The sequence below is a fragment of the Polaromonas sp. P5_D5 genome (genome assembly GCF_054049435.1).
In genome coordinates this window covers 457,606-484,135 of the sequence record NZ_JBFUMJ010000002.1, presented here as the reverse complement: position 1 = coordinate 484,135, position 26,530 = coordinate 457,606, and the positions used below count along the sequence as shown (strand labels likewise).

Below are 26,530 nucleotides of genomic sequence, written 5' to 3'. Positions count from 1 at the left end.
TCCATGAAAAAAATCATTACTATTGCCGGATTTTTACTTGCAGCGCTCACTTCGCAAGGCGTGGCATTCGCGCAGGCACTGACTCCGGCCATCCCGCCAAACATCGTGACCTCGACCCCGAGGCCCATGATCATGCTGAACATGTCGAAAGACCATCAGCTTTTTTACCGGGCGTATGACGAGTTCTCGGATCTTGACGGCGACGGAATCCCCGAAACCACCTACAAGCACAGCTTCAATTACTACGGGTATTTCGACTCCTATAAATGCTATAGCTACAGCGGCACGACAAACCGCTTTGCGCCCGTCAGCACCAACACGGACAAATATTGCACGGGCAACTGGAGCGGCAACTTCCTGAACTGGGCCACCATGACCCGCATGGACGTGGTGCGCAAGGTGCTGTACGGCGGCTTGCGTTCCACCGACACCAATGCACTGACCATTCTGGAGCGTACCAGCCTGCCTACAGATGCCCATTCATTCGCCAAGTATTACAAGGGCGACGACCTGGATCAGCTTACGCCTTTTACGGCCAGCCAGCTTGCGGCTTCGAGCGTCATCAGCAACGACAACACCAATAACGCGCGGCGCCTTATCGAGTTTGCGTTCAATTCCAATAAGGCTCACAAGAACGGTCCCGGCACCGCGCCAGCGGCAGCCATTGCCACCACTTGCCAAACTCTTGTTGAAACTTACTATGGCGGTGCAACCAATGCCCCCCCTCAGTACAACTGTGTGACGCATTCCGTCGCCCAGGCCACCACATTCAATGTCGAGGTCGGCGACCAGATCAGGGCGGTGTACACGACCACGCCAGCCCAATACATGGAAGGTGTCGCGGTGGCCGTAGACCCTGCCTGGATCACCATGGTGATCACGCCAACGGGTTATGTCGGTGCGACCGCTGGAACACCTACGCTGACCATCAAGCAATGGACCATCCAGAACCTGACCCAGACTTCTGCCACCATCTGCAATACCACGCTGGGTGACAACCTGACCGCCAACTCGCCGTTCAATACCAACACGGCAGGCAACGGCGATTCCCACACCAATGCCAACCCGCCCTTGATGCGGATCGCCAAGGGCGACTACCAGCTCTGGAATGCCAATGAGCGGTGGCAGTGCCATTGGAGTGGAGAAAAAAGTGCCTCCAACGGTAACAACGTAGGCGTCACCGGATTGGGATCCGGCTCCAGCAATCCCACAAAGAGCACGGCGGGAGTCATCATTGGCACCACTGGCCCTGACTTTATCGTGCGGGTCGAGGTTTGCGCATCGGCGCTGCTGGGTACCGAAAATTGCAGGCAATATCCGTCCGCCAATTTCAAGCCAATCGGCTTGCTGCATGAGTACGGTGAAGGCAACCTTGCCGAATTCGGACTGATGACCGGCTCCTTTGCCAAAAATATCAGCGGCGGTGTCCTTCGAAGTAATTTGCAGACATTTCGCAATGAAGTGAACTACACCACCGATGGCACGTACACCGCCACGCAGGGCATTGTTTACACCATCAACAAGTTGCGCGTTTATGGGTATCGCTATAGCGACGGTACCTATATAGGGGACGGCAACTGTACTTTCCAGCTGACATCACTGACGGACAACCAGTGCACCAGCTGGGGCAATCCCATGGGTGAGATGTTCACCGAAGCGCTTCGCTATCTTGGTGGATTGTCGGCAAGCGGTACTTATGACTACACACAAACAGGCTCAAAAGATGCCGCCATGGGGCTGCCAAAGCCTGCCTGGATTGACCCGGTGAACCGGGCCAACGCCGCCGCCAAGACAGCTGCCGATGCCATTTTCGGCCAGGGCCAGTGCCGCGCCATCAATGCCATCAACTTCAATGCCAGCGTGACGTCTTATGACAACAACACGAGCACCCAGTGGAGTCCTTTCGCCACATTGCCGGGCAGCCCAAGCCTGGTCAACATGATCAATGTGATTGGTACGGATGAAGGGATTCATGGCAACAAGTTTTTCATCGGGAACAATGGCACCACAAACGATGGAACCTGTACCGGCAAGACAATTTCCACGCTGGCAGCAGTAGACGGTCTGTGTCCTGACGCCCCAACGTATGCAGGCTCGTATGCGCTGTCTGGTGCGGCCTATTGGGCCAGAACCAACGCCGTGCGAACACCGACTGCCGCGCAGCTGGTTGCCAATCCGGATGCATTCAAGGTCAAAAGCTTCTCGGTCGCGCTGTCGCCCGGAAAACCCCGCATTGAAATTCCGCATCCCACCATTGCGGGTCGCAAAATCATCATCCAACCGTCCTATCAATTGCTTGTGGGTGGCGCTGTTGGCGGTGGCACCCTGGTGGACTTCCGGGTGGTCGGTACCCCCACAGCTACGTCCGGAAAGTTCCTGATCATCTGGGAAGACTCCGAGCAGGGTGGTGACTACGACAGCGATGCGTCCGGCATCCTGCGCTACGAAGTCGTGGGCAACAAGGTCTACGTCTACACCAGGGTTTTTAATGCTGCGTCACTGAACCCCCAGGGGTTTGGATACACCATATCGGGCAGCACCAAAGACGGCGCGCACTTCCATTCCGGCATCTATACCTACAACTTCACAGACAGCACCACGCTGACAGTGAAGAAGGCGGATGGTACCGTGCACCCCAACATCAATACATCGGGCGGCTGCAACAACTGCGAAGTGAACCAGGAAGAAAGCCGGGCTGAATACGATTTTGGAACAGCGACGGCAGCACAGTTGCAAGATCCGCTCTGGCTTGCCGCGAAATGGGGCGGATTCAGTAAAAATGAAAACGTTACCGTACCGCCATCAGTCCCGAAAATTTACTTCGAAAAACCCACCACCGACAAGGCCAACTGGGATGTGAAGAAGCTGGATGGCACGTCTGGCGCAGATGGCTTCCCCGACAACTATTTCCTGGCGATTCGCCCAAGCGAGCTGGAAAAAGCATTGCGCGCCGCCTTCAGTGCCATCGTGGGAGCGTCCAATACTGCGCCCGCTGTCGCTTCTGCACAGATCCAGACCGGTAGCCTGAAATACCTGGCCAGCTTTGACGGCGATGATGGTCATGGAGAATTGCTGACATTCATCGTCAAGCCGGACGGTGACTTTGATATTCGCCTCAAGAGTGACGGCACACTGGACCGGACGTACTATTACTGGGACGGCCATACCAAATTGACGGCATCCACCACTCGCCAGGTCATTACCAATGTCGGGAACTCAACCGGCATGCCGTTTACCTGGGCTGCACTGTCGAATGCCGTCAAAACCACCGCAGTGGGCGGTACCGATGCAACGGCCCAAGCCAAGCTCAACTGGCTGCGGGGCAGCCGGGTTGACGAAGCCCCGACAGGTCTCAGGTTCCGCAAACGCAACGCCAATTCCATCATGGGCCCCGTCGTCAACTCCAACCCCGTGGTGACGTCCAAGCCCAATGCAGACTACTTCGGCACTGTCTTTCCGGGCTACGGTACGTTTGTCACGGCGCAAAAAGACCGCAAAAACATTGTCTGGCTTGGCGCAGGTGACGGCATGTTGCACGGTTTCGACGCTTCCACTGTTGCATCAGTAGGCGGTACACCCATCATTTCGTACGTGCCACAACTTATTCATTCCCGCCTGCAAGATTGGGTGGACCCTGCCGGCGAAAAAGTCCAGTCATTTATGGATGGAACGCCCTACTCCGCAGATGTATTGCTGGGATCCACGATCACCAATGCGACAGCGCCGGGCTATGACGCACTGGCCCCTGCGGCTGCGTGGAAGACCTATCTGTTTGCATCTTTGGGGCGCGGCGCGAAAGGCATCTTTGCGCTTGATGTCACGGATCCCACTACATTGACGGAAACGAATGCAGCGAACGTATTCAAATGGCAGTTCTCTGAAGCAGACGACAGCAGCGGCGACCTCGGGTACAACCTGGCGCAAATGGGCACCACGAATCGTTCAAGTGAACAAGCCGGCGCTGTTGCCAAAATGAACAATGGCAAATTTGCCACGATTGTTCCGAACGGCATCAACAGCACGAACGGATCGGCGGCGCTCTATATCCTGTTTGCAAATGGCCCGTATAGCGGTGTCTGGACGCCCGGCGTGAATTACGTCAAGCTGGTGGCTGCCGCGGGGCCCAGCAATGGATTGTCGCAAGCCACCTGGGTGGACACGAACAATGACGGAGTCGCGGACGTCATCTATGCGGGCGACCTCAAGGGCAACCTGTGGAAGTTCGACGTTTCGAGCCCTAATCCAGCGCTCTGGAAGGTTGCTTATGCCAATACGGATGGCACCAACAAACGGCCGCTGTTCATCGCCAAACCCACGGACGCATCGATTGACCGCCTGCCCATCACGTCTGCCCCAGAGTATCGGTTCCATCCATTGGGCGGTGTGGTGGTGAACTTCGCCACCGGAAAATCCGTCGTCAGCTCCGACTTCCCCGACGGTAGCGGTCGAGTTCACGGGATTTTTGGCATCTGGGACAAACCCCTCTATTCCAGCGCTGCCTACATTGCCGACCCTACATTGCTCGACAACACGACGACCGGCCTTCCCCGCCTGCGGACGCAGCTGGCAGCCCGCACATTCGTACGCATTACTGTGGATGACGCGGACCCCACCAATGGCATTCTGGGCCAAGGTTATGTGACTGGCGCAGCCATGGACTGGACAAACAACAAGGGCTGGTACATCAATTTGCCGGACACCTCGGAAATGGTGGTGAGTAACCCGACCATGAGCCAGGGCCTGCTGGCTACTGTGTCTATCGCCCCGGCGGCCACGAGCAGCAACATCTGCTTTAGTGGACCGGCTGCCTACATTACCTTTGTAGACCCCATCACCGGCCTGTTGAACACGGGACTCTTTGGCACCATCACGATTGGTGGAGTCACCTATAACACCGCATCCATCAAAATCACCGATCAGCGAGTCACTGTATCCGGGGATGCAACCACTTCCCAGTGCGCGTCGGGCCAGCTCAATTGCACACGTATTATTGGTGACACTACCGATGAAGGCGGTAGCTCAAACAATACAAATGCGCGAATTTACTGGCGCGAGATCCCCTCCTTCAAGACCAGGTAAATCCTATGAAAATTCTTTCTCACGAAACTACAAGGGAAAATCGATTGTTCGGCATTGCCCATCGAAGCAGAGGCTTCACGCTGATTGAGCTGATGATCGTGGTCGCCATCATTGGCCTCTTGAGCGCTGTCGCACTTCCGAGCTACAAGGAATACGTGGCAAGAGGACGCAGGGCTGAAGTCCGGACTGTGCTCCTTGAAGCATCGCAATGGATGGAGCGCCACTACACGGAAAACATGAAATACGACAGCAATACCGCAGGTACCCTCGTGGCCGATTTGTTTCCGGGAAATTTGAAGCAATCACCTCGTGATGGCGGCGGTGCCTACACCATCGCTGTATCTGCCGCGGCGGCAAGAACTTATACCGTCACCGCGACACGCAGCTCACCCGGTCCGATGTCTGCCGATAAATGCGGCGACTTCCAGATTACGAATACGGGGGTGAAAAGCAACGTTAATTATTCAGGGTATTCATCTGCTCTGGATGCCGCCACTTCTTGCTGGAAATGATGCGCCCAGCCATGCCAACCGGTGAAACATAAGACGGGAAGAGGCCTATCTCAACGGACGTGCTGGGTTCTTGCGGCCATCGTTTCACTGCTCATGCACGGTGGCTTGCTGTTATTGGTATCGCAATCTATCGAAAAGCCCAGAAAAACCTCGGCAGCGATAAGCCCGGTTAAGCGAAACATGGTCGCCCGGGTGATATCCGGGCCCGGCAACGCTGTTCAGGCGGAGCCGACCGAACCCACACCCGAGAACTCCGCCGCAACAAGCAAACCATCGCCTGTTGAAGGTGTGGTCACGCCCAGCCAGGTGCTTTCCTCCACGAGCCCGAGAAAACCGGGTATGTCTGACCTTCGCTTTTTTGACATTGAAGAGGTAGATCAACCTGCCCTTCCGATGCTCGACTGGAATTTCCCTGAGAAAATTGCAGCAAGCCTGAAACTGCGTCGTCTGGTCATAGAAATATGGATTGCAGAAGATGGCCGTTTGCTGGATATGAACATCATTTCTTCGAGACCGGAAATCAGCCGGAGCCAGCAGGCCCAGATCATAGAGTCCCTTATGCAAACGAAAATGAACCCCGCGACAAGACAAGGGAATATAGTCGCCAGTCGAAGGGTTCTCGAGATGGGCTTTGCCTCCGAGTCAAACCCCTGATCCTCCAGTTCCCCTCCCAAAATCTGAGCCGTTAGAAAATCCATGAACCTTTTGATGCTGCAGACCTTGCGGGTGTCCAAAGAAGCCCTGTACCTCAGCGCTCCAAACCCTCGCGTTGGTTGCATCTTGGCAGATTCAAGTGGGAACAATATTCTGGGAACGGGACATACCCAGCAGGCAGGCGGCCCCCACGCCGAAATCATGGCCCTGCGCGATGCAGCGAATAAAGGCCACTCGGTCAAAGGCGCCACCGCCTATGTCACCCTCGAGCCCTGCTCTCACCACGGGCGAACAGGCCCCTGCTGCGATGCGCTGGTCGCTGCTGGTATCAAAAAGGTGGTTGCATCGATAGCGGACCCCAATCCTCTGGTGGCCGGCCAGGGATTTGAGCGCCTGCGGGCCGCTGGCGTCGAAGTGGAGGTCGGGCCGGGCGCCGGGGAGTCCAGGGAACTGAATATCGGCTTTTTTAGCCGGATGGTCCGCAAAACCCCCTGGGTCCGCCTGAAAGTTGCCGCCTCACTGGACGGCACCACAGCGCTGGCCAACGGCCAGAGCCAGTGGATCACCTCGCCTGAGGCGCGGACCGATGGCCATGCGTGGCGGGCCCGGGCCTCCGCAGTGCTGACGGGCATCGGGACCCTGCTTGAAGACGACCCGCAGCTGGACGTCCGGCTGGTGGAAACGCCGGTGCAACCCTGCCGCGTGATTGTCGACAGCCTGCTGCAAACACCGCCTGGCGCCAAAATATTCCGGTCGGGCGGCCCGGTGTGGATTTATACCGCCACCCGGAGCTCACCCCAGGAAGCCGCGCTGGTCGCCAAGGGCGCGACGGTCATCTGCCTGCCCGACGCCCGGGGAAAAGTGGATCTGGCGGCCATGATGAAAGACCTGGCGCAGCGCGAAATCAACGAACTGCACGTCGAAGCCGGCAGCAAGCTCAATGCATCCCTGATCCGCAGCGGGCTGGTGGATGAATTCCTGGTTTACCTGGCGCCCAGGCTGCTGGGGCCGGGCCAGGGCATGGCTGCCCTGGAACCCTTGCAAACACTCGCCAACGGGCTAGAACTGCAGTTTGTGTCTGCCGAAAGGATTGGGCCCGACCTGCGTATCGTCGCCCGTGTGGCGGGTCGGGACGCTTTTTAGCGCGATGGTGGGCACCGGCCTGCCCGGTGAACGCAGACGAAACATCGCCCGGCCGCTATAAAAATAATAGCTGCTTGCGCTCGTCAATATTGGGCTACAGCCATTTTCCTTTGAATAAAGACGGCTAAACCGGCCCGCGAATCCCGCGCAAGCCCTGTGAATCACGGCTGAACGCCCTCTTTTCCGGGCCTTTGGCGCCGTCCGCGCCTCCGCACCCGGAATCCCTGCGAAAATGGCACCATGTTTACCGGAATCATTACCGGCTTGGGGCGCATCGTCGCCATCCAAAGCCTGGGCAGCTCTTCAGACCACGGCAAGCGCCTCACCATCGAGGCGCCTGCGGGTTACCTTGATGACGTGGGCCTGGGCGACAGCATCGCCCTCAACGGCGCCTGCATGACGGCCACAACGCTGGACCTTCCCCTCAATCGCTTCACCATCGACATTTCCGCCGAATCCCTGGCCAAGACCACCGGCCTGGCAGAAACCGGCCCCATCAACCTCGAAAAAGCCCTTCGTGCGCACGATCGCCTCGGCGGCCACATCGTTTCGGGCCATGTTGACGGCATTGGCAGCGTGACGCATTTCGCCCAGGTGGGCGAAAGCTGGGAACTGCGCATTCGCACCCCGCGCGAGCTGGGCAAGTACCTGGCCTACAAGGGCTCCATCACCGTCAACGGCGTGAGCCTGACCGTCAACCGCGTCACCGACCTGGCCGACGATGCGGGCGGCACGGAAATCAGCATCAACCTCATTCCCCACACCGTGCAGAACACCGCGCTGGGCCGGTTGGCTGCAGGCTCCGACGTCAACCTCGAGATCGACCTGATCGCACGCTACGTCGAGCGCATGCTGGGCGACACCCATAACAACATCCCAAAAAATCCCTGAACCATGACCACTGCCATTTCCCCTGTTGAAGACATCGTTGCCGACATGCGTGCCGGCCGCATGGTCATCCTGATCGACGAGGAAGACCGTGAAAACGAAGGTGACCTGGTGCTGGCGGCGGACCACGTCACTGCTGAAGCCATCAACTTCATGGCGCGCTTCGGCCGCGGGCTGATCTGCCTGACCTTGACCCGTGAGCGCTGCGAGCTGCTGCAACTGCCGCCCATGGCCACACGCAACGGCACCAAGCACTCCACCGCCTTCACCGTGTCGATTGAAGCCGCCGAAGGCGTGACCACCGGCATTTCGGCCGCCGACCGTGCACGCACCGTGCAGGCCGCCGTGGCCAAAGACGCCAGGGTCACCGACCTGGTCCAGCCCGGCCACATCTTCCCGCTGCAGGCTGTCGACGGCGGTGTGCTGATGCGCGCCGGCCATACCGAAGCCGGTTGCGATCTGGCCGGCATGGCCGGCTGCTCACCGGCCGCCGTCATTTGCGAAATCATGAAAGACGACGGCACCATGGCCCGGCTGCCGGATCTGTTGCTGTTTGCGGCGCAGCATGGCCTGAAAATCGGTACCATCGCCGACCTGATCGAACACCGCAGCCGCAACGATTCGCTGGTGGAAAAAATCGGCAGCCGCACACTGCAGACCGCCTTTGGCGAATTCACCGCCCATGCCTTCCGGGACAAACCCAGCCAAAGCCTGCACCTGGCCCTGGTCAAGGGTGCGTGGTCTGCCGACGATGTCGTGTCCGCGCGGGTACATGAGCCTCTGTCGGTGCTGGATGTTCTTGAAACGGGCCGCTCCATGCATTCGTGGAGTCTCGACCAGAGCCTCAAACACATCGCAGAACAAGGCAGGGGCGTTGCCGTGCTGCTCAATTGCGGTGAAAGCGCGGCGCAATTGCTCGCCCAGTTTGAAGGCACCGCGCGCGCCAGCCAGGCACCCGAACGCGGCCGCATGGACTTGCGAACCTACGGTGTGGGCGCACAGATTTTGCGTGAATGCGGCGTGCACCGGATGAACCTCATGGGTAACCCGCGCCGCATGCCGAGCATGACGGGTTACGGCCTTGAGATCGTGGGCTATACCACCAAAGACTAGTCACTTCGTTCCACAAAAATCAATCAAAGGGATACACCGTGTTTGGAGCAGAAAAAGGTTCAGGCGACAAGCTTGACGGCAAAAAACTTTCCATTGGCATCGTGCAGGCGCGCTTCAATGAAAGCATTACCAATGCGCTCGCAGAAGCCTGCAAACACGAGCTGTCCGCGCTGGGTGTGCAAGAGGACAACATCAAACACGTCAAGGTGCCCGGCGCACTGGAAGTCCCTGTTGCATTGCAGGCCTTGGCCGAAAGCAACAAATACGACGCGTTGATCGCCCTCGGTTGCATCATTCGCGGTGAGACCTACCATTTCGAACTGGTGGCCAATGAGAGCGGCGCCGCCGTCACGCGCCTGGCGCTTGACTACCAGTTGCCTATTGCCAATGCCATACTCACGACGGAAAACGTCGCACAGGCTGAAGCCCGGCAGGTCGACAAAGGGCGCGACGCCGCCCGCGTTGCCGTCGAAATGGCCAACCTGATCAATGAAATTGCCTGAGCGCCTGCTCCTGCATCCCTTAACCTGACTGGCACTTCATGGCAGACCCCATCACCAAACCCAAACGCCCGCCCCAAACCCGCACCGGCCTGACCGACACCGGCGTCAAAAAGGCGGCGGACAAATCCGCCCGCACGCGCGCACGCGAGTTCGCACTGCAGGCGCTCTACCAGCACCTGGTAGGCCGAAACGAAGCGGATTCGATTGACGCGTTTACCCGAGACCTCGTGGGTTTTCACAAAGCCGACTCCGCCCACTACGATGCGCTTTTGCATGGCTGCATCGAAGGCGCGGCAACGCTCGATGCAAACATCACGCCCCTGCTGGACCGGCCCATGGCCGAAATATCGCCGGTGGAGCATGCTGTGCTGTGGATAGGCGCCTATGAGTTCACCCACTGCCTCGATGTACCCTGGCGTGTCGTGATCAACGAGTGCATCGAGCTTGCCAAAGCCTTTGGCGGCACCGACGGCCACAAGTACGTCAACGGGGTCCTGAACAAAATGGCGCCCTCGCTGCGCGCCGCTGAAGTCGCTGCCGACAAATCCCGATAGGGGCTCGCCCCGTGAAAGGCCAGCCTTGAAAATCGCCCAGCGGGCTCAGCGGATTGAGCCCTTCTATGTCATGGAGGTTGCCAAAGCGGCCTCTGCGCTGGCGCAGGAATTTGCGCACAGCGCATCGCCCATGATCTTCCTGAACATCGGCGAGCCCGACTTCACGGCGCCGCCTTTGGTGCAACAGGCCGCAGCCCGCGCCATCGAGCGCGGCACCACGCAATACACCCAGGCCACCGGCTTGCCGGCCCTGCGAGAACGCATCAGCGGCTGGTATGCCTCCCGCTTCGGGGCGCAGGTGGCGCCCAACCGCATCATCATCACCGCGGGCGCCTCCGCTGCCTTGCAACTGGCCTGCCTGGCCCTGATTGAGGCGGGGGACGAAATCCTGATGCCCGACCCGAGCTACCCCTGCAACCGGCATTTCGTCAGTGCGGCAGAAGGCAATGCGGTGCTGGTCCCCACCACCGCCGAAGAACGCTTTCAGCTGACCCGCGAAAAGGTGGAAGCGGCATGGAACTCCAAAACACGCGGCGTGCTGCTGGCTTCCCCGTCCAATCCCACGGGCACCTCGATTGCACCGGAAGAGCTGCAGCGCATCCACGAATTCGTGCACAGCCGCGGCGGCATCACGCTGATCGATGAAATCTACCTCGGCCTGAGCTACGAAGAGCACTTCGGCCATTCGGCGCTGGCCATGCCCGGCGAGCTGAGCCAAAGCGTGATCAGCATCAACAGCTTCAGCAAATACTTCAACATGACCGGCTGGCGCCTGGGCTGGCTGGTGGTGCCCGAGGCGCTGGCGCCCGTGATCGAGCGCATCGCACAAAACCTCTTTATCTGCGCCAGCACCGTGGCCCAGCATGCCGCCCTCGCCTGCTTCGAGCCGGAGAGCCTGCAAGAGTACGAACGCCGCCGCGCCGAATTCAAGGCGCGCCGCGACTACTTCATCCCCGAGCTCAACCGCCTGGGGCTCACGGTTCCGGTGATGCCGGACGGCGCGTTTTACGCCTACGCCGATTGCACTGCCGCGGCTGCCCGCCTGGGTGTCAGCGGCAGCTGGGACTTCGCCTTCGAGCTCATGAAGCGCGCCCACCTGGCCGTCACGCCGGGGCGTGACTTCGGGCATGCGGCGCCTGAACAATTCGTAAGGTTTTCCACAGCCAACTCCATGGACCAATTGAAGGAAGCTGTGGCCCGGCTCAAGGCGGTGCTGGCATGAAACCGGCCGCGCCCGTTTTCAGTTGGCCCGTGCGGGTCTACTGGGAAGACACCGACGCCGGTGGCATTGTTTTTTACGCGAACTACCTGAAATTTTTTGAACGTTCGCGCACCGAGTGGCTCAGATCACTCGGTGTTGAACAACAGCGCCTGAGGGAAAGTACTGGTGGCATATTTGTGGTGGCAGAAACCAGCATCCGCTACCATCGCTCTGCCCGCCTGGACGATGAACTCATTGTTACGGCAAGCCTGGTCGAAGCAGGCCGCGCGTCCATGATAATCGGGCAGCAGGTGCTATTAAAAACAGAGCAAGTTGACCTTCCAAGCAAAAGCCTGAGCGACAAGCAATTTTCCGACGGGCCGCCCTTAGGAAAATTAGCCCCCTCGGGGGGCAGCGCAGTACGCGAAGCGACAAGCGTGGGGGCACTACTCTGTGAAGGCACGATACGGATTGGCTGGGTCGACGCCGCCAGCCTGCAGCCCAGGCGGATTCCTGCTGCCATTCTTGACAGCCTAAAAACTTGAGCAAAGCTTCAACATGAATCAAGACCTCTCCATCGTCAGCCTCATCCTCAATGCCAGCTGGGTCGTTCAGGCCGTGGTGGCGCTGCTGGTGGGCGTGTCCATTGCCAGTTGGGCCGCCATCTTCAGGAAAATCATTGCCCTGAAAAAAGTGCAAAAGCTCAATGATGAATTCGACCGCGAATTCTGGTCGGGTACGAGCCTCAACGACCTGTTCGCCGGTGCTGCGCAAAACGCCAAGCACTCCGGCCCCATGGAACGCATTTTTGCCAGCGGCATGCGTGAATACCAGAAGCTGCGCGAGCGCCGCATCACCGACGCCGGTACCCTGCTGGACGGCGCGCGCCGCGCCATGCGCGCAAGCTACCAGCGTGAGGTGGACGCGATCGAAGCCAATCTCTCCTTCCTTGCCACCGTTGGCTCCGTCTCGCCTTACGTCGGCCTCTTCGGCACGGTCTGGGGCATCATGCACGCCTTCACCGGCCTGGCCGCCCTGGAACAGGTCACGCTGGCCACAGTAGCACCGGGCATTGCCGAGGCGCTGGTAGCCACCGCCATCGGCCTGTTCGCCGCCATTCCGGCTGTGGTGGCCTACAACCGTTTCTCGCACGACATTGACCGCGTTGCCAACCGGCTCGAAACCTTCATCGAAGAGTTTTCCAACATCCTGCAGCGCAACCTGGGCGCCCAATCTCCTTCGGGACACTAGAGCTGTAAGGAGACCGCCATGCCAGCAGTCAATTCCCGCCGCGGCCGCAACCGGCGCACCATCAGCGAAATCAACATGGTGCCGTTCATCGACGTCATGCTGGTGTTGCTCATCATCTTCATGGTGACGGCGCCGCTCATCACGCCCAGCATGATCGCGCTGCCCAAGGTCGGCAAGGCACCCAGCCAGCCGCAGAACCCGGTGCAGATCCTGATCAGCAAGGATGAAACCGTGCAGATCAAGATCAAGACCGACAGCGTGCCCAGCAACGTGCGCAACGTCGCAGGCGACATCGCACGGCTGGAGCCGGCCGTGAAAGCTGCCGGCGCCGAAGCGGTGCCCGTGGTCATCAGCGCCGACAAATCGATCAAGTACGAAACCGTGGTCCAGGTCATGGACAACCTGCAAAAAGCCGGGGTGTCACGCGTGGGCCTTTCGGTACAAACCGGCAACAAGTAGCCGCCCGTAACCCGCCATGCCCAGCGCCGCAGATCGCCTCGAATTCGGACCGCCCCGCGACAGCGGGTCGTTGCGCGCGTTCGGGCTGGCCTTGTTCGCCCACATCCTGCTGATGGCCGCGCTGACCTGGGGCATCAACTGGAAACACAGCGACAAGGCCGTGTCGTTTGATGCAGAAATCTGGTCCAGTGTGCCGCAGGCGGCAGCGCCCAAACTGGTGGAAGCCCCTACCCCACCGCCGCCCCCACCCGCGCGCCCCACGCCGGAAGTGAAGACGCCGCCGCCGGCATCCAATGTCGATATCGCCCTGGAGCAGGAGAAAAAGCGCAAGCTGTTGCAGCAGCAAAAAGAGGCCGAGAACCAGAAGCAGGAAAAGCTCAAGGCCGAACAGCTCGCGAAAAAAGAAAAAGAACTGAAGGCCAAAGAAGAGCAGGCCAAACGCAAGGCTGCCGAAGACGCCAAAAAGGCCGAAGCGAAGAAGCAGGACGCGAAAGACGACGAGAAGCAAAAACTGGCCGATGCTGCTGCGAAGAAGCTGCGCGACGAAAACCTCAAGCGAATGATGGGCCAGGCCGGTGCCACCGGCGGCGCCGACGCCACTGGTACGGCTCAAAAGGCCAGCGGTCCATCGGCAAATTACAAAGGACGATTGGCCGCTTTGTTCAAGCGCAACATCACCTTTGCAAATCCTGAAAGCATTCAGGGAAACCCGAAAGCTATCGTCCAGGTGAAAGTCTCTTCCACAGGACTTATCATGAGTTCAAAGCTGAGCAAATCCAGTGGGGTGCAAGCTTGGGACGAGGCCGTTCTCCGGGCTGTAGAGAAGGCAGAACGCATTCCTCCAGATGAAAACGGCAAAGTGATTACAGACTTCCCCGTTGAATTCGGACCCAAGGACTAAGCCAAGCGCTACATTTTTTATAGCTGCTTGCGCTCGTCCCTAATGGCTCAGAGGCCTTTTTCACTCATAAACAATCTGCACCAGCCCTTTGTCGGCCTGCGCCATCCAGCTGGCCAGCGCGGCATCGGTGGGGAAGAATTTGGCCGCTTCCCCCAGATGAAGCTCCGCTGTCACGCCGCCGGCCTCGCCTTGGCGCCTGAGGCTCAACCGTACCGGCAAACCGCGGCTCAGTTCTCCCTGGTCTGACATCTCGCGGCGTGGCGGGAAGTCCCTGACCAGCCGGGAGATATCCGGTGCGGTACCGTTGACCGCCACCCGCAGGTACTTGCCGAATTTGCAGCGGGCAGTTTCCAGGTCCCAGACCTGCGTGACCTTGAAGCGGCGGCCGAAGCGCTCCGACGCACCCTGCAGCGTACCTTGCACGATCACCAGTTCGTCGTCCTTGAGCAGGTTGCGGTTGGCGTTGAAGGTCGTTTCGTCCACCGAGGCTTCAAGCACGTCGGTCTTGTCGTCGAGCTTGAAAATGATCAGCTTGCCGCGGTTGCCGTTGATGACGCGCAGGTCGCTCAGAATGGCAGCCAGAAGCTGAGGTTCGCGCGAATCGATCAGGTCCTCAATCTTGCGCTTGGCAAACTGGCGCACTTCGGTCTCCACCTCGTCAAAGAGGTGGCCCGAGAGGTAAAACCCGATCGCCGTTTTTTCCAGTACCAGCCGCGCCTTCACACCGAAAGGCATGGCCTCGACCAGCGCCGGCTCCTGGGTGCTGGCCGCGTGCGAGTCGGACATGTCGAACAGCCCGCCCTGGTTGGCATTGGCTTCGGTCGCAGCGGCAAACTCAAAGGCGCGGTCCACCGACGCCAGCAGCGACGCACGGTTGAGTTGCAGGTTGTCAAAAGCTCCGCCCTTGATGAGGGCCTCGACCGTGCGCTTGTTGAGCCGGCTGCGGTCCACACGTACGCAAAAATCGTAGAGCGAGGTGAACGGGCCGCCTTCCTTGCGCGCCGCCACGATGGCGGCAATCGCCTGCTGGCCCGTGCCCTTGACGGCGCCCAGGCCGTAACGCACCGATGTGGCGCTGATCGGCTCGAAGCGGTAGTCGCCGCGGTTGATGTCGGGCGACTCGAACTGGATGCCCATCTTCTGCGCGTCACCGAACAGGATCTTGAGCTTGTCGGTGTCGTCCATTTCCACCGTCATGTTGGCGGCGAAGAATTCAGCGGTGTAGTGCACCTTCAGCCAGGCTGTGTGGTAGGCCAGCAGCGCATAGGCGGCGGAGTGCGACTTGTTGAAGCCGTAGCCCGCGAATTTTTCCATCAGGTCGAAAACCTCGTCGGCTTTCTCCTCGCTCAGGCCGCCCTCGCCCGCACCCTTGCGGAAGATCTCGCGCTGGGCGTCCATCTCTTCTTTTTTCTTCTTGCCCATGGCGCGGCGCAGCAAGTCGGCGCCGCCTAGCGAATAGCCGCCCAGGATCTGCGCGGTCTGCATCACCTGCTCCTGGTAGACCATGATGCCGTAGGTCTCTTCGAGAATGGCCTTGACGCGCGGGTCCGGGTATTCGGGCACTTCCTTGCCCTGCTTGCGCGCGATGTAGGTCGGGATCAGCTCCATCGGCCCTGGCCGGTAGAGCGCGTTCATCGCAATCAGGTCTTCGAGGCGGTCCGGCTTCGCGTCTTTCAGCATGCGCTGCATGCCGATACTTTCAAACTGGAACACGGCTTCGGTCTGGCCCCGGCCGAACAACTCGTAAACCTTTCGGTCGTTGAGTGGCAGGTCTTCAAACTTGAAGTCTTTTTGCGCCGGGTGGCGCGCGATGATGAACTCCCGGGCGATTTCCAGGATGGTAAGCGTGGCCAGGCCCAAAAAGTCGAACTTGACCAGGCCGATCGCTTCCACGTCGTCCTTGTCGAACTGGCTCACGGCGGAATCGCTGCCAGGCTGCGCATAGAGCGGGCAGAAATCGGTCAGCTTGCTGGGCGCGATCAGCACGCCCCCGGCATGCATGCCGACGTTACGGGTCAGGCCTTCGAGCTTTTGCGCGAGCGCCAGCAATGTTTGTACGTCCTCTTCCTTGCGCTCGCGCTCGGCCAGGATGGGCTCCTGCTCCTTGGCTTGTTCAATCGTGATGTGCTGGCCCGGTTTGTTCGGAATCAGCTTGGAAATGCCGTCGCAAAAGCCATACGGGAAGTCGAGCACGCGGCCCACGTCGCGGATGGCGGCGCGCGCGGCCATGGTGCCGAAGGTCACGATCTGGCTCACGGCTTCCTTGCCGTATTTGTCTTTCACGTAATCGATCACGCGGTCGCGGTTGCTCTGGCAAAAGTCGATGTCGAAGTCGGGCATGGAAACCCGTTCCGGATTCAGGAAGCGCTCGAACAGCAGGTTGTACTGCAGCGGGTCCAGGTCGGTGATCTTGAGCGAATACGCCACCAGCGAACCGGCGCCGGAGCCCCGGCCCGGCCCCACCGGGCAACCGTTGTTCTTGGCCCAGTTGATGAAGTCACCCACAATCAGGAAGTAACCGGGAAAACCCATCTTGAGGATGGTGTTGATCTCGAACTCGAGGCGCTTCACATACTCGGGCCGCTTCTGGTCGCGCACGGCCACGTCGCGGTACAGGTGAGTCAGGCGCTCTTCCAGCCCTTCAAACGACGCGTGGCGGAAGTATTCGTTGATCGGCATGCGCACGCCATTGACTTCCGGCGTGGGATAGTCGGGCAGCATGGGTTTTCCCAGCTCCAGCGTGAGGTTGCAGCGCCGGGCAATTTCCACGGTGTTGGCCAGCGCGGTGGGCACATCGGCAAAAAGCGCCGCCATCTGCGCGGCCGACTTGAAGTACTGCTCCCGCGTGAACTTGCGCACGCGGCGCGTATTGCCCAGGATTTCGCCTTCCGAAATACACACACGGGCCTCATGCGCCTCGTAATCGTCGTAGGTCAGGAACTGCACCGGATGGGTCGCCACCACCGGCAGCTTGAGCCGTGCCGCCAGCTGGACGGCGGCCGCCACATGGCGTTCGTCATCGGGGCGCTGGGCGCGTTGCAGTTCGAGGTAAAAACGGTGCGGGAAGAGGCCCGCGAAGTACAGCGCACATTCCACGGCGCGCGCGCTGTCGCCCTGCAGCAGCGCCTGGCCCACGGCCCCGCCCTGCGCGCCCGACAGCGCAATCAGGCCTTCATTGAGTTCTTGCAGCCACTCGAGCTTGACCACCGCCTGGTCGCGCACCACGTTTTTGGTCCAGGCCCGCGTGAGGATTTCGGACAGGTTCAGGTAGCCCTGACGGTTTTGCACCAGCAGCAGCAGGCGCGCGGCGGGCGCCCCGGCGTCCTTGCCCGGCACCTGCACCCACACATCGGCCCCAATCAGGGGTTTGACACCAGCACCCCGGGTTTCCTTGTAAAACTTGACGGTTCCGAACAGATTGCTGAGGTCCGTGATGGCCAGGGCTGGCTGGTGGTCCGCAGCGGCGGCAGCGACGACTTCATCGATGCGGTTGGTGCCGTCGACGACTGAAAATTCGGTGTGAAGGCGCAAATGAACAAACATAAAGGTCATTTTAGGGCCGAGGCTGTCCGCTGAGGCGCCGTGACGCAGTGCAAGGCCCTGCGTGCCTGCCTACAATCGACCGCATCATGCAAATCCTGAACATTGCAGCCTATAAATTCGTCTTGCTGGCGCAGCCCGCGATGCTGCAGGGCAGCATCGAACAGGCGCTGCAACAGCGCGCGATCAAAGGCACGGTACTGCTGGCAGAAGAAGGAATCAACCTGTTCCTTGCAGGCCCGGCGCAGGATATTCATGATTTTTTGGCATGGTTAAAGCAGGATGACCGTTTTAGCGATCTTGAAACCAAGGAAAGCTGGTCAGCTGCCCAGCCGTTTCGCAAGCTGCTGGTCAAAGTCAAGCCGGAAATCATCCGCATGAACCACCCCGCCATCCAGCCAGCCGCCGGGCGCGCGCCGGCGGTGGACGCCGCCACGCTCAAGCGCTGGCTTGACGCGGGCTGCGACGACACGGGCCGCTCGGTGGTGACGCTGGACACCCGCAATGACTTTGAGGCCGATGTCGGCACTTTCAAAAACGCCATCGACTGGCGCATCAGCAAGTTCACCGAATTTCCCCAGGCCCTGCTGGCACACCGGCAAGAACTCGCGGGCAAGACCGTCGTGAGCTTTTGCACCGGCGGCATCCGCTGCGAAAAAGCCGCCATCTTCATGCGCGAAGCCGGTATCGAAAACGTCTGGCAGCTCGATGGCGGCATCCTCAAGTATTTTGAGGAAAGCGGGCGCACGCATTTTGACGGCGAATGTTTTGTGTTTGACGAGCGGCGCGCCCTGGACCCTGAACTGAAACCCCAGGTCAATCCTGTGGCCAAGCCGCTTTCGAGGTCCGCTCCCCCGGCCATCCCCACTGCATTCGAGGCCTTGTCTGACAGCTGAAGGCCGGGTGCCGTGCAAAGCTTTTAAGCCGCTCATTGCTATCACACCGACAGCTTCCCTTTTGTGCAGGTCATGGGTCCGCCCTCTGTCGCGCCCATCCATACGGTAGCCATCATGCCTACAGAACCATCACCCTCCCGCTCCCACACCCTCCAGCCGCGTCAGTCTCCGCTGGCCGTGCGCTTTATGGCCATCAGGGCGCAGACCGAAACCCTGATCGCGCCCCTGAGCCCCGAGGACTGCCAGCTCCAGTCCATGCCGGACGCCAGCCCTGCCAAATGGCACCTGGCTCACCTGACCTGGTTCTTCGAGACTTTCATCCTCGAGCGGTTTGAACCGGACTTCAAGCCGTTTGATCCAGGCTTCAGGGTGCTGTTCAACAGCTACTACAACGGCGTAGGCGACAAGTACCCGCGGCCCAAACGCGGACTGATCAGCCGGCCTTCCCTCGACGAAGTGCTGGCCTACCGTGCCCAGGTCGACCTGCGCATGCTAGAGGTGATTGCGCAGGTAGAGGCCGACGCCAACACCGCGCAAAAAAAAGAGCTGGCCAGCCTGGTCACCCTGGGCCTGCACCACGAGCAACAGCACCAGGAGTTGCTGCTGACAGACATCAAACACGCGCTGTCTTTCAATCCGGCACGTCCCGCCTATGCCAGCCGCTGGCCGCTTGCCGGCATACATCCGCAACCGGTGGACTGGCTGCGCCACGATGCGGGTCTGGTGGAACACGGCTTTGACGCGGGACGCGACGGTGGGTTTGCCTTCGACAACGAAACGCCCCGCCACAAGGTGTATGTGGCGGCCTTCGAGCTGGCCAGCCGGCCCGCCACCAACGGCGAGTTCATGGCCTTCATCACCGACAGGGGCTATCAGCGCCCGGAGTTCTGGCTTTCCATGGGCTGGGATTGGGTGACTGAGAACGGCGTTAGCCTGCCCTTTTACTGGCAGGGCAGCGAAGGGAGTTACCAGCACTTCACGCTGCAAGGGCTGATTGATGTAGACCCGAACACGCCGGCCTGCCATCTCAGCTACTTCGAAGCCGATGCCTTTGCGCGCTGGTCCGGTGCACGCCTGCCGACAGAGTTTGAGTGGGAACTGGCAGCACGCAGTGTGGCGGCCAGCCCTGTGCCGCAAGGCAATTTTGTAGAAAAATCGGCATACCACCCCCTGCCGCAGCAGGAGGAAAGCCACGGCCTGCCGGCCCAAATGTACGGCGACGTCTGGGAATGGACACAGTCGAACTACAACCCCTACCCCGGTTACAGGCCCTGGGAAGGCCTGGTGGGTGAGTACAACGGCAAGTTCATGTGCAACCAGTTTGTGCTGCGCGGAGGCTCCTGCGCCACGCCGCAAAGCCACATACGTGCCAGCTACCGCAACTTTTTTCCGCCCGATGCCCGCTGGCAATTCAGCGGCCTGCGCCTGGCGCGTGACCTGCCCGACGGCCGGCCCTGAGAAGCACTGTCAGGCTATTCGCGCAACACGTCCAGCACATCCGAGTTGAATTCGCGGTTGTACAAAATCAGCACCACCACGGCAGTGGCCAGCGCAAACGCAAAGGTGGAAAAAAACCAGGCCATGATGCCGAAGCTGAAGTAGTAGGCCCGGAGCCCGTCGTTAAAGGTTTCAGCCGCCAGGCTCACCATGCGACTGGCGCGCGTGGCAAACGCTTCACGGTCGAACTTCCCCACCTCAAACTCCTGCGGCGACGGCATGGAGCCAATCAGCAGGGCGACAAAGGTGTATTGGCGCATGGACCAGCTGAAGCGGAAAAATGCGTAGACAAACACCGCCACCATCAGCAGTACCTTGAGGTCAAAAATCAGCACCGAGGTGCGCACGGCAAACGGGATTTCGCGCACCAGCTCGGCCGCCTTGTCGGTGGTGCCCAGCAGCGCGAACAGCCCACCGATGATGATGATCGTGGTTGAAGAGAAAAAAGCCGGTGTGCTGGAAAGATTCTGCGTGATGATGCCGTCGATCACGCGCGGGTCGCGCGACGTGGCCTGTATCAGCCAATGGTGCCGGTAACGGTTGGTGGTACGCAGCAGCGAAGGCCGTTTGACCCCATAGTGCCGGGCGAACCATGCATAGCCCATCCAGCCGCCAAAGAACCAGACAATGGCCATCCAGTCGGACCAGGGAAGCAGGCTGAAAATTTGCATCGCGTGATCTTAAACGCTGCGCTTTCCCTGAAAAGGCTTTGACCGCGCCTCAGCCCGCAGTGAATTTCCGTTCAGGCAACGGGATGAATTCAGTCTCCCCGGGCACCTGCCCCATGGCCTGGGCGGCCCAGTCCTCGCCGGCCTGCACGATGCGTTCCTTGCGGCTGGAAACAAAGTTCCACCACATGAAGCGATGTGCATCCAGTGCATCGCCGCCAATCACCACCAGCCGCGTCGGGGTGTTTGCGCTGAGCTGTACTGCTGTGCCGGGCGAGAGGGTCGCCAGCGTGTGCATTGCCAGCGGCTCGCCGTCCAGCAGCAGGTCGGCGTCCACCGCATACAGCGCCATCTGCGCTGCCAGCGGCGGCAACGTGAAAGGCGTGCCCGCCGCCAGCGCCACATCCAGGTAAAGAGTTTTGGAGAAGGTCTTGACGGGCGAGACTTTTCCGAATGCCTCACCGACCAGCACACGCACCACCGCACCGTCCACGGATACCTCTGGGATGCTGTCCGCCGGCGTGTGTGAAAAACCCGGCGCTGTTTCTTCAAACTCTGCGGGCAAGGCAGCCCACAGCTGCAAGCCATGGTTCACATATGGGATGTCACGCAGGTCGTCGGGCGCGCGCTCTGAATGCACAATGCCCCGCCCTGCCGTCATCCAGTTGATGGCACCGGGTTCTATGCGCTGGGCAGAGCCGATGCTGTCGCGGTGCATCATGGCGCCTTCGAACAGATAGGTCACAGTGGCCAGGCCGATGTGCGGATGCGGCCGTACGTCATGGTTGGTACCGGGTTGTTCGGTCACCGGGCCAAAGTGGTCAAAGAAAATGAAAGGACCAACCGACTGCTGCTGCGCGGAAGGCAGCAGGCGGCGCACCATGAAGCCGCCGCCCAGGTCTTTGTGATGTCCTGTCAGTTTCAGCGCAACGCTCATGCCAGCCGCTCCACATCCGTCGTGATTTCCGTCGTGACCGTGCTCATGAGTTTGTGCACCGGGCATTTCTGGGCCACGGTGTGCAATTCCTGCAACTGGGCGTCCGTCAAGGCACCCTTGATCTGGAGTTTGGTGGCAAGCCTGTAGACGCCGGCGCGCTCCTGGGAGTCGTCCCGTTCAACCCGCGTTTTTATTTCGTCGACAGGAATGCCCTTCTTGCGGGCGTACCACATCACCGTCACGGCCTTGCAGGCGCCGAGTGCCGCGTCATACAGGTCATGGGGTGAGGGGCCGGCATCATCACCGCCTTCTGCCAGCGTAGCGTCGGTAATCAGCTCGTGGCTGCGGATTTGCAGATGCTGGGCCAGCTCCGCCGGAGGGTTGTGCCTGAGTTCAACGGTCATGACAATTCCTGTAAAAAGAAAGCTGGTTTAGAAAGCTGATTCAGGGAGCGAATCTCGCGGCGATACCGGCCACGCGCTGCCCGAAGTTGCGGGCGTTTTCCAGGTCGCCTGCATTCATTTCGCCGGCACCTGCATCCGATGGCGATTGTGCGACAGCGCCACTGTAAGAGCCAAGGTAGTTGGTGTCGCTGCGCACCGCCGCCTTGCTGTTGCTGGGCAACACGCCCTGGCTGACCCAGATGCCGCCATGCTGCATGGCCAAAGTAAAGAGGTAATTCAGCGTCGACATCTTGTCACCGCTCATGGCTGCACTATTGGTAAAGCCGGCAAAAAGCTTGTCTTTCCAGGCCTGGGTGTACCAGGGTTTGGAAGAAGCATCGGCAAACTTCTTGAACTGCCAGCTGACGCTGCCCATGTAGGTGGGTGATCCCATGATGATGGCCGTGGCGGCATTGAGCGTTTCCCAGCCGCCTTCGGGCAGGTTGCCGTCGGCATCGATGGCCACCAGTTCAGCGCCTGCGCCTTCGGCGATTGACTGCGCCATGCGTTGGGTGTGGCCATAGCCGGAGTGGTAAATCACGACAACTTTGGACATTCGGTGTCTTTCGCGGCAGAGAGTTGAAATCTAAAGCAGGCAAACAAAAAGGCTGCAGCAGGGCTTCATGCCCAAAGCTGCAGCCCCGTTGATGGATCAGCCTTTGGTCTTGCCGTCTACGCTCCAGGCGCCGCCGCCAAAAGCTGCGACGGTGAACAGGCCGCCGACGATGGCCATGTTCTTGAAGAACGCCATCTGTTGCGCAGGATCAACCCAGAACGCGTGAAAGACGCAGGTGATGACGACGGTGAAGACGCCAATGGCCAGCGCGGCCCAGCGCGTCTGGAAGCCCACGGCCAAAAGGATGCCCAGGCCGAGCTCTACCACGATGGCAATGGCGGCAGCGACTTCAGGCAGCGGCACGCCTTTGGAGGCGATGTAGCCAACCGTTCCGGCAAAGCCGGCGATCTTGCTGAAGCCGGCAGGCACAAACAGCAGGGCCAGCAGCAAGCGGCCGATCAGGGAGAGAGGGTTTTGCAGGGAATTGAGCATGACGAGTCCTTATAAATAAAGTAAACGGGGAAATGATGGAGGAAAAAAACACTCTGGGCAAGCGCCATGCGCCTGTACGCATTCGGCACCTGACCTGGGTGATGGGTTACAGCATGTGACCGGGCGTTACGGTGCCAGGTCAAACACCAGCACCTCGGCGTCCTGGCCGTGGCCCAGTTGCAGTGTGCCTTCTGCCTGCAGCGCAGCGGCATCGCCGGCCTTCAGCACCTGGCCGTTGACTTCAAGCTGTCCGCGAATCAGGAACACATAGGTCTTGCGCTTCGCGTCGAGCGGCAGCGTGGCGGTTTCCGCGCCGTTGAAGAGGCCTGCATAGAGCCTGGCATCGGCATGGATCAGCACCGAGCCCTGGCTGCCGTCGGGCGAAGCCACCAGCCGCAACGTGCCGCGCTTTTCGGCATCGGCAAATGTTTTTTGCTCGTAGCTTGGAGGAATGCCGGTCACATTGGGCTCGATCCAGATCTGCAGGAAATGCGTGGTCTGGCCGTCTGCGTGGTTGAACTCGCTGTGCTGCACGCCGGTGCCCGCGCTCATGCGCTGCACATCACCGGGCGGGATGCCCTTGATGTTGCCGATGCTGTCCTTGTGCGCCAGCTCACCGCTCAGCACATAGCTGATGATTTCCATGTCTTTGTGGCCATGGGTGCCGAAGCCGCGGCCGGCGGCAATGCGGTCTTCGTTGATGACGCGCAGGTTGCCAAAACCCATGTGGGCCGGGTCGTAATAGCCGGCGAACGAAAAGGAATGAAAAGATTTGAGCCAGCCGTGGTCGGCGTAACCGCGTTCGCCGGACGTTCTTAAAGTCATCATTGAGGTGCTCCTTTCAAGGTGCGTTGAACTGCGTTGCAATGACTCCAATGTAGGCGCCGGCAGCCCGCTTTTCATTGCTGCGTTTTGATGGCATCATTCAAATTATTTGAATGATTTTTAACCCAATGACAAATAACCGGATTCGCGATGCCCTGACCCCCGAGAGCATCAGCCTGATTGGCGCCGTGCACCGGGCCGGCAGCATGGCAGCGGCGGCACGCGAGCTGGGCCTCGTTCCCAGTGCTCTCACCTACCGCATCCGCCAGGTGGAAGACGCCCTGGACGTGCTGCTGTTTGACCGCTCTTCGCGCCAGGCCAAGCTGACCGAGGCCGGCAAGGAACTGCTGCGTGAAGGCAACCGATTGCTGGCCGAACTCGACGCCGTGGCCAATCGCGTCAAACGCGTCGCCACCGGCTGGGAGCCGCAGCTTACGCTGGCCGTGGACAGCGTGATCTCGCGCACCACCGTGATGGAGCTGTGCGAGGCTTTTTTTGCCCTGAACCCACCCACACGCCTGCGGATCCGCGAAGAAGCGCTCTCAGGCACGCTGGAAGCGCTTACCTCAGGCCAGGCAGACCTGGCCATCGGGGTGGCCATGGAACCGTCCGTCAATACATCGGTGCAGCACAAGACGCTGGGCAGCATTCATTTCATCTACGCAGTGGCGCCCCATCACCCACTGGCAAAAGCTGCTGAACCGATAACGGATGCGATGCTGATGCCCCACCGGGCCGTGGCCGTGGCAGATTCCGTGCAGCGTGGCAGCGGCATCACTGTGGGCCTGCTCGGCGGCCAGGACATTTTTACGGTGCCCGGCATGCAGGAAAAACTGCAAGCCCAGCTGCGCGGCCTGGGCGGCGGCTTCCTGCCTGAATACCTTGCGCGTCCGCATGTCGCCACCGGCAGGCTGGTCGAGAAAAAAATGCAGCGAGCCCCGCGCCTCGTGCCCATGAGTTATGCGTGGTTGCGCGCCGTGGACGGCCATGGCGGGCGGGCACTGCAGTGGTGGCTCAAGCAACTGGAAAATTCCGCCACACGAAAAGCCCTGCTGGAGCGCGACCAGTCTGCATGAAAACCCGTAGTGGCACGCAATAACTGCGCATGCGCTGCGGCTGCGTGTAGAGTGTGTGCGTAGAACAGCTTCCTGAAGTTTTCGTTTATGGTTGAGATGTGATGACATACGCCGGGACGCCGCAAATCACTTGAACGATCCGCAGCACCCCATTCGTCAAACCGCACAAAGTACAAAGACATGACAAAAAAATCCATCCGCTCCCCTGAATCCGCGGCTCCGCGCCGCATTGCCGTCATAGGCGCAGGCATTGCGGGCATTGCCTGCGCCCGTACCCTGGTGCAGGCCGGGCACCGCGTCACCGTGTTTGAAAAAAGCCGGGGCGCCGGCGGCCGGATGGCCACACGCGAAAGCGAATTCGGCGGTTTTGACCACGGCACGCAATATTTCACCGTGCGGGACGCGCGCTTTGAAAAGGCCCTGGCCACCGCTACCGGGCTGGTCCGGCCCTGGAGCGCCAACACCGTGCGCATCCTCGATGAACTGGGCCGTGTCGTGGCCTCGGCGCTGCCGCCCAAGGAAGCCCACTGGGTCGCCTCACCCGGCATGAACGCACTGGTGCGGCTGTGGGCCCAGCCCCTCGATGCCGCCGGCCAGCTCGCGCTGGAAACCGAAGTCATGCGGATCGAACCCGACAAGCTGCACGCCAGCCAGTGGCAATTGCAAACCGAAGGGCCCGGCGCAGACAGCCGCGTGCATTCGGGCTTTGACACCGTCATTCTGGCGGTGCCGTCTTCGCAGGCGCAGGCCCTGTTGCTCAGCTCGCAACAGGCCAAGCCCCTGGTGGCCGAGTTGTCAGAGGTCAGCGTTGCGCCCTGCTGGACACTGATGCTGGCTTTTCCGCAAGCGATGCAGCCCACCATGGCGCACCTGGGGCCCCATTGGAATGCAGCGCGCAGCACGCACCACCGCATTGCCTGGCTGGCGCGGGAATCGTCCAAGCCTGGGCGCAGCCCGATCGAACGCTGGACCGTGCAGGCCAGCCCGGAATGGTCGGAACGCCACCTGGAAGACGATGCCGAGCGTGTCAAGGCCAAGCTGCTGAAGGCCTTCACAGAAGTGACCGGCATCCGCGCCCAGCCGCCGCATGCGGCGGTGCACCGCTGGCGCCACGCCCAGACGCAACAACCCCTGGGCAAAACCCACGCCTGGGACGCCAAATCGCGCATTGGCGCGTGCGGCGACTGGTGCCTCGGCCACCGCGTCGAAGATGGCTTTGTCTCGGGCCTTGAGATGGCCCTCGAAGTTTGTTAGCCCCCACGCTTGTCGCTTCGCGTACTGCGCTGCCCCCCGAGGGGGCTGGCCTTGCTTGGGGCGGCCCGGCGCGGCGGCCGCCAGGTTA

24 protein-coding genes are annotated in these 26,530 nt (G+C 60.3%); 17 read left to right on the top strand and 7 right to left on the bottom strand.

Annotated features, from left to right (window positions below; translation table 11 throughout):
* The first annotated feature begins 3 nt into the window (after positions 1-3).
* From ACXJKE_RS09005 to tolA, 13 genes are all read left to right on the top strand, one after another.
* On the top strand, positions 4-5,079 hold the full coding sequence (locus ACXJKE_RS09005) for a pilus assembly protein (RefSeq protein ID WP_457280248.1): 5,076 nt from the start codon (positions 4-6) through the stop codon (positions 5,077-5,079).
* A gap of 5 nt (positions 5,080-5,084) precedes the next feature.
* Positions 5,085-5,591, top strand: a complete 507-nt coding sequence (locus tag ACXJKE_RS09000) for a type IV pilin protein (protein ID WP_457280247.1) — start codon at positions 5,085-5,087, stop codon at positions 5,589-5,591.
* Between the two features lie 105 nt (positions 5,592-5,696).
* Complete coding sequence (locus tag ACXJKE_RS08995; protein WP_457280246.1) at positions 5,697-6,245, top strand: hypothetical protein; 549 nt, start codon at positions 5,697-5,699, stop codon at positions 6,243-6,245.
* Between the two features lie 42 nt (positions 6,246-6,287).
* A complete protein-coding gene (gene ribD, locus ACXJKE_RS08990) occupies positions 6,288-7,388 on the top strand; it encodes a bifunctional diaminohydroxyphosphoribosylaminopyrimidine deaminase/5-amino-6-(5-phosphoribosylamino)uracil reductase RibD (RefSeq protein WP_457280245.1) in 1,101 nt (366 codons plus the stop codon).
* Positions 7,389-7,628: 240 nt separating this feature from the next.
* On the top strand, positions 7,629-8,279 hold the full coding sequence (locus tag ACXJKE_RS08985; protein ID WP_457280244.1) for a riboflavin synthase: 651 nt from the start codon (positions 7,629-7,631) through the stop codon (positions 8,277-8,279).
* Between the two features lie 3 nt (positions 8,280-8,282).
* Positions 8,283-9,389: a bifunctional 3,4-dihydroxy-2-butanone-4-phosphate synthase/GTP cyclohydrolase II gene (gene ribBA, locus ACXJKE_RS08980; RefSeq protein ID WP_457280243.1), complete on the top strand. Its 1,107-nt coding sequence runs from the start codon at positions 8,283-8,285 to the stop codon at positions 9,387-9,389.
* 38 nt (positions 9,390-9,427) lie between these two features.
* Positions 9,428-9,892, top strand: a complete 465-nt coding sequence (gene ribH / locus ACXJKE_RS08975; RefSeq protein ID WP_457280242.1) for a 6,7-dimethyl-8-ribityllumazine synthase — start codon at positions 9,428-9,430, stop codon at positions 9,890-9,892.
* A gap of 38 nt (positions 9,893-9,930) precedes the next feature.
* Positions 9,931-10,446, top strand: coding sequence for a transcription antitermination factor NusB (gene nusB, locus ACXJKE_RS08970; RefSeq protein ID WP_457280241.1), 516 nt, complete (start codon positions 9,931-9,933; stop codon positions 10,444-10,446).
* 25 nt (positions 10,447-10,471) lie between these two features.
* Entirely contained in the window at positions 10,472-11,668 is a 1,197-nt protein-coding gene (locus ACXJKE_RS08965; protein WP_457280240.1) for a pyridoxal phosphate-dependent aminotransferase, read from the top strand.
* A complete protein-coding gene (locus tag ACXJKE_RS08960) occupies positions 11,665-12,192 on the top strand; it encodes a YbgC/FadM family acyl-CoA thioesterase (protein WP_457280239.1) in 528 nt (175 codons plus the stop codon). The genes ACXJKE_RS08965 and ACXJKE_RS08960 overlap by 4 nt, the downstream gene beginning before the upstream one ends.
* Positions 12,193-12,205: 13 nt before the next feature.
* Positions 12,206-12,898: a protein TolQ gene (gene tolQ / locus ACXJKE_RS08955; protein ID WP_457280238.1), complete on the top strand. Its 693-nt coding sequence runs from the start codon at positions 12,206-12,208 to the stop codon at positions 12,896-12,898.
* A gap of 18 nt (positions 12,899-12,916) precedes the next feature.
* Positions 12,917-13,357: a biopolymer transporter ExbD gene (locus ACXJKE_RS08950; protein ID WP_457280237.1), complete on the top strand. Its 441-nt coding sequence runs from the start codon at positions 12,917-12,919 to the stop codon at positions 13,355-13,357.
* A 112-nt stretch (positions 13,358-13,469) separates the two neighbouring features.
* Positions 13,470-14,258 (top strand): cell envelope integrity protein TolA, encoded by a 789-nt coding sequence (tolA, locus tag ACXJKE_RS08945; protein ID WP_457280236.1) that lies wholly within the window; start codon positions 13,470-13,472, stop codon positions 14,256-14,258.
* A gap of 60 nt (positions 14,259-14,318) precedes the next feature.
* Here the strand turns inward: tolA and dnaE are convergent, their stop codons facing one another.
* Positions 14,319-17,801, bottom strand: a complete 3,483-nt coding sequence (gene dnaE, locus ACXJKE_RS08940; RefSeq protein ID WP_457280235.1) for a DNA polymerase III subunit alpha — start codon at positions 17,799-17,801, stop codon at positions 14,319-14,321.
* 83 nt (positions 17,802-17,884) lie between these two features.
* Between dnaE and ACXJKE_RS08935 the strand changes: the two genes are divergently transcribed.
* Together ACXJKE_RS08935 and egtB are read left to right on the top strand one after the other, a co-directional pair.
* The gene (locus ACXJKE_RS08935; RefSeq protein ID WP_457280966.1) at positions 17,885-18,694 is read left to right on the top strand and encodes a sulfurtransferase; all 810 of its coding nucleotides are present in this window, start codon (positions 17,885-17,887) and stop codon (positions 18,692-18,694) included.
* Positions 18,695-18,808: 114 nt separating this feature from the next.
* Positions 18,809-20,152, top strand: a complete 1,344-nt coding sequence (gene egtB, locus ACXJKE_RS08930; RefSeq protein WP_457280234.1) for an ergothioneine biosynthesis protein EgtB — start codon at positions 18,809-18,811, stop codon at positions 20,150-20,152.
* Between the two features lie 14 nt (positions 20,153-20,166).
* Here egtB and ACXJKE_RS08925 read toward each other — a convergent pair whose 3' ends face one another.
* The 6 genes from ACXJKE_RS08925 to ACXJKE_RS08900 form a co-directional block, all read right to left on the bottom strand.
* A complete protein-coding gene (locus ACXJKE_RS08925) occupies positions 20,167-20,862 on the bottom strand; it encodes a DUF599 domain-containing protein (RefSeq protein WP_457280233.1) in 696 nt (231 codons plus the stop codon).
* Between the two features lie 49 nt (positions 20,863-20,911).
* Complete coding sequence (locus tag ACXJKE_RS08920; protein WP_457280232.1) at positions 20,912-21,796, bottom strand: pirin family protein; 885 nt, start codon at positions 21,794-21,796, stop codon at positions 20,912-20,914.
* On the bottom strand, positions 21,793-22,200 hold the full coding sequence (locus ACXJKE_RS08915) for an OsmC family protein (RefSeq protein WP_457280231.1): 408 nt from the start codon (positions 22,198-22,200) through the stop codon (positions 21,793-21,795). Before ACXJKE_RS08915 ends, ACXJKE_RS08920 begins: the two co-directional genes overlap by 4 nt.
* 40 nt (positions 22,201-22,240) lie before the next feature.
* Positions 22,241-22,795 (bottom strand): flavodoxin family protein, encoded by a 555-nt coding sequence (locus ACXJKE_RS08910; RefSeq protein ID WP_457280230.1) that lies wholly within the window; start codon positions 22,793-22,795, stop codon positions 22,241-22,243.
* 96 nt (positions 22,796-22,891) lie between these two features.
* On the bottom strand, positions 22,892-23,287 hold the full coding sequence (locus ACXJKE_RS08905) for a DoxX family protein (protein WP_457280229.1): 396 nt from the start codon (positions 23,285-23,287) through the stop codon (positions 22,892-22,894).
* Positions 23,288-23,413: 126 nt separating this feature from the next.
* A complete protein-coding gene (locus ACXJKE_RS08900) occupies positions 23,414-24,115 on the bottom strand; it encodes a pirin family protein (RefSeq protein WP_457280228.1) in 702 nt (233 codons plus the stop codon).
* Between the two features lie 125 nt (positions 24,116-24,240).
* Between ACXJKE_RS08900 and ACXJKE_RS08895 the strand changes: the two genes are divergently transcribed.
* Both ACXJKE_RS08895 and ACXJKE_RS08890 read left to right on the top strand, forming a co-directional pair.
* Entirely contained in the window at positions 24,241-25,188 is a 948-nt protein-coding gene (locus ACXJKE_RS08895; protein WP_457280227.1) for a LysR family transcriptional regulator, read from the top strand.
* A 180-nt stretch (positions 25,189-25,368) separates the two neighbouring features.
* The gene (locus ACXJKE_RS08890; RefSeq protein ID WP_457280226.1) at positions 25,369-26,442 is read left to right on the top strand and encodes an NAD(P)/FAD-dependent oxidoreductase; all 1,074 of its coding nucleotides are present in this window, start codon (positions 25,369-25,371) and stop codon (positions 26,440-26,442) included.
* The last annotated feature ends 88 nt before the right edge of the window (positions 26,443-26,530 follow it).

What these genes read in the sequence shown, in the direction of transcription:
- ACXJKE_RS09005 (WP_457280248.1), top strand. Translation starts at nt 4, where the DNA reads ATGAAAAAAATCATTACTATTGCCGGATTTTTACTTGCAGCGCTCACT.
- ACXJKE_RS09000 (WP_457280247.1), top strand. Translation starts at nt 5,085, where the DNA reads ATGAAAATTCTTTCTCACGAAACTACAAGGGAAAATCGATTGTTCGGC.
- ribD (WP_457280245.1), top strand. Translation starts at nt 6,288, where the DNA reads ATGAACCTTTTGATGCTGCAGACCTTGCGGGTGTCCAAAGAAGCCCTG.
- ACXJKE_RS08985 (WP_457280244.1), top strand. Translation starts at nt 7,629, where the DNA reads ATGTTTACCGGAATCATTACCGGCTTGGGGCGCATCGTCGCCATCCAA.
- ribBA (WP_457280243.1), top strand. Translation starts at nt 8,283, where the DNA reads ATGACCACTGCCATTTCCCCTGTTGAAGACATCGTTGCCGACATGCGT.
- nusB (WP_457280241.1), top strand. Translation starts at nt 9,931, where the DNA reads ATGGCAGACCCCATCACCAAACCCAAACGCCCGCCCCAAACCCGCACC.
- ACXJKE_RS08960 (WP_457280239.1), top strand. Translation starts at nt 11,665, where the DNA reads ATGAAACCGGCCGCGCCCGTTTTCAGTTGGCCCGTGCGGGTCTACTGG.
- tolQ (WP_457280238.1), top strand. Translation starts at nt 12,206, where the DNA reads ATGAATCAAGACCTCTCCATCGTCAGCCTCATCCTCAATGCCAGCTGG.
- ACXJKE_RS08950 (WP_457280237.1), top strand. Translation starts at nt 12,917, where the DNA reads ATGCCAGCAGTCAATTCCCGCCGCGGCCGCAACCGGCGCACCATCAGC.
- tolA (WP_457280236.1), top strand. Translation starts at nt 13,470, where the DNA reads ATGGCCGCGCTGACCTGGGGCATCAACTGGAAACACAGCGACAAGGCC.
- dnaE (WP_457280235.1), bottom strand. Translation starts at nt 17,801, where the DNA reads ATGTTTGTTCATTTGCGCCTTCACACCGAATTTTCAGTCGTCGACGGC.
- egtB (WP_457280234.1), top strand. Translation starts at nt 18,809, where the DNA reads ATGCCTACAGAACCATCACCCTCCCGCTCCCACACCCTCCAGCCGCGT.
- ACXJKE_RS08925 (WP_457280233.1), bottom strand. Translation starts at nt 20,862, where the DNA reads ATGCAAATTTTCAGCCTGCTTCCCTGGTCCGACTGGATGGCCATTGTC.
- ACXJKE_RS08920 (WP_457280232.1), bottom strand. Translation starts at nt 21,796, where the DNA reads ATGAGCGTTGCGCTGAAACTGACAGGACATCACAAAGACCTGGGCGGC.
- ACXJKE_RS08915 (WP_457280231.1), bottom strand. Translation starts at nt 22,200, where the DNA reads ATGACCGTTGAACTCAGGCACAACCCTCCGGCGGAGCTGGCCCAGCAT.
- ACXJKE_RS08910 (WP_457280230.1), bottom strand. Translation starts at nt 22,795, where the DNA reads ATGTCCAAAGTTGTCGTGATTTACCACTCCGGCTATGGCCACACCCAA.
- ACXJKE_RS08905 (WP_457280229.1), bottom strand. Translation starts at nt 23,287, where the DNA reads ATGCTCAATTCCCTGCAAAACCCTCTCTCCCTGATCGGCCGCTTGCTG.
- ACXJKE_RS08900 (WP_457280228.1), bottom strand. Translation starts at nt 24,115, where the DNA reads ATGATGACTTTAAGAACGTCCGGCGAACGCGGTTACGCCGACCACGGC.
- ACXJKE_RS08895 (WP_457280227.1), top strand. Translation starts at nt 24,241, where the DNA reads ATGACAAATAACCGGATTCGCGATGCCCTGACCCCCGAGAGCATCAGC.
- ACXJKE_RS08890 (WP_457280226.1), top strand. Translation starts at nt 25,369, where the DNA reads ATGACAAAAAAATCCATCCGCTCCCCTGAATCCGCGGCTCCGCGCCGC.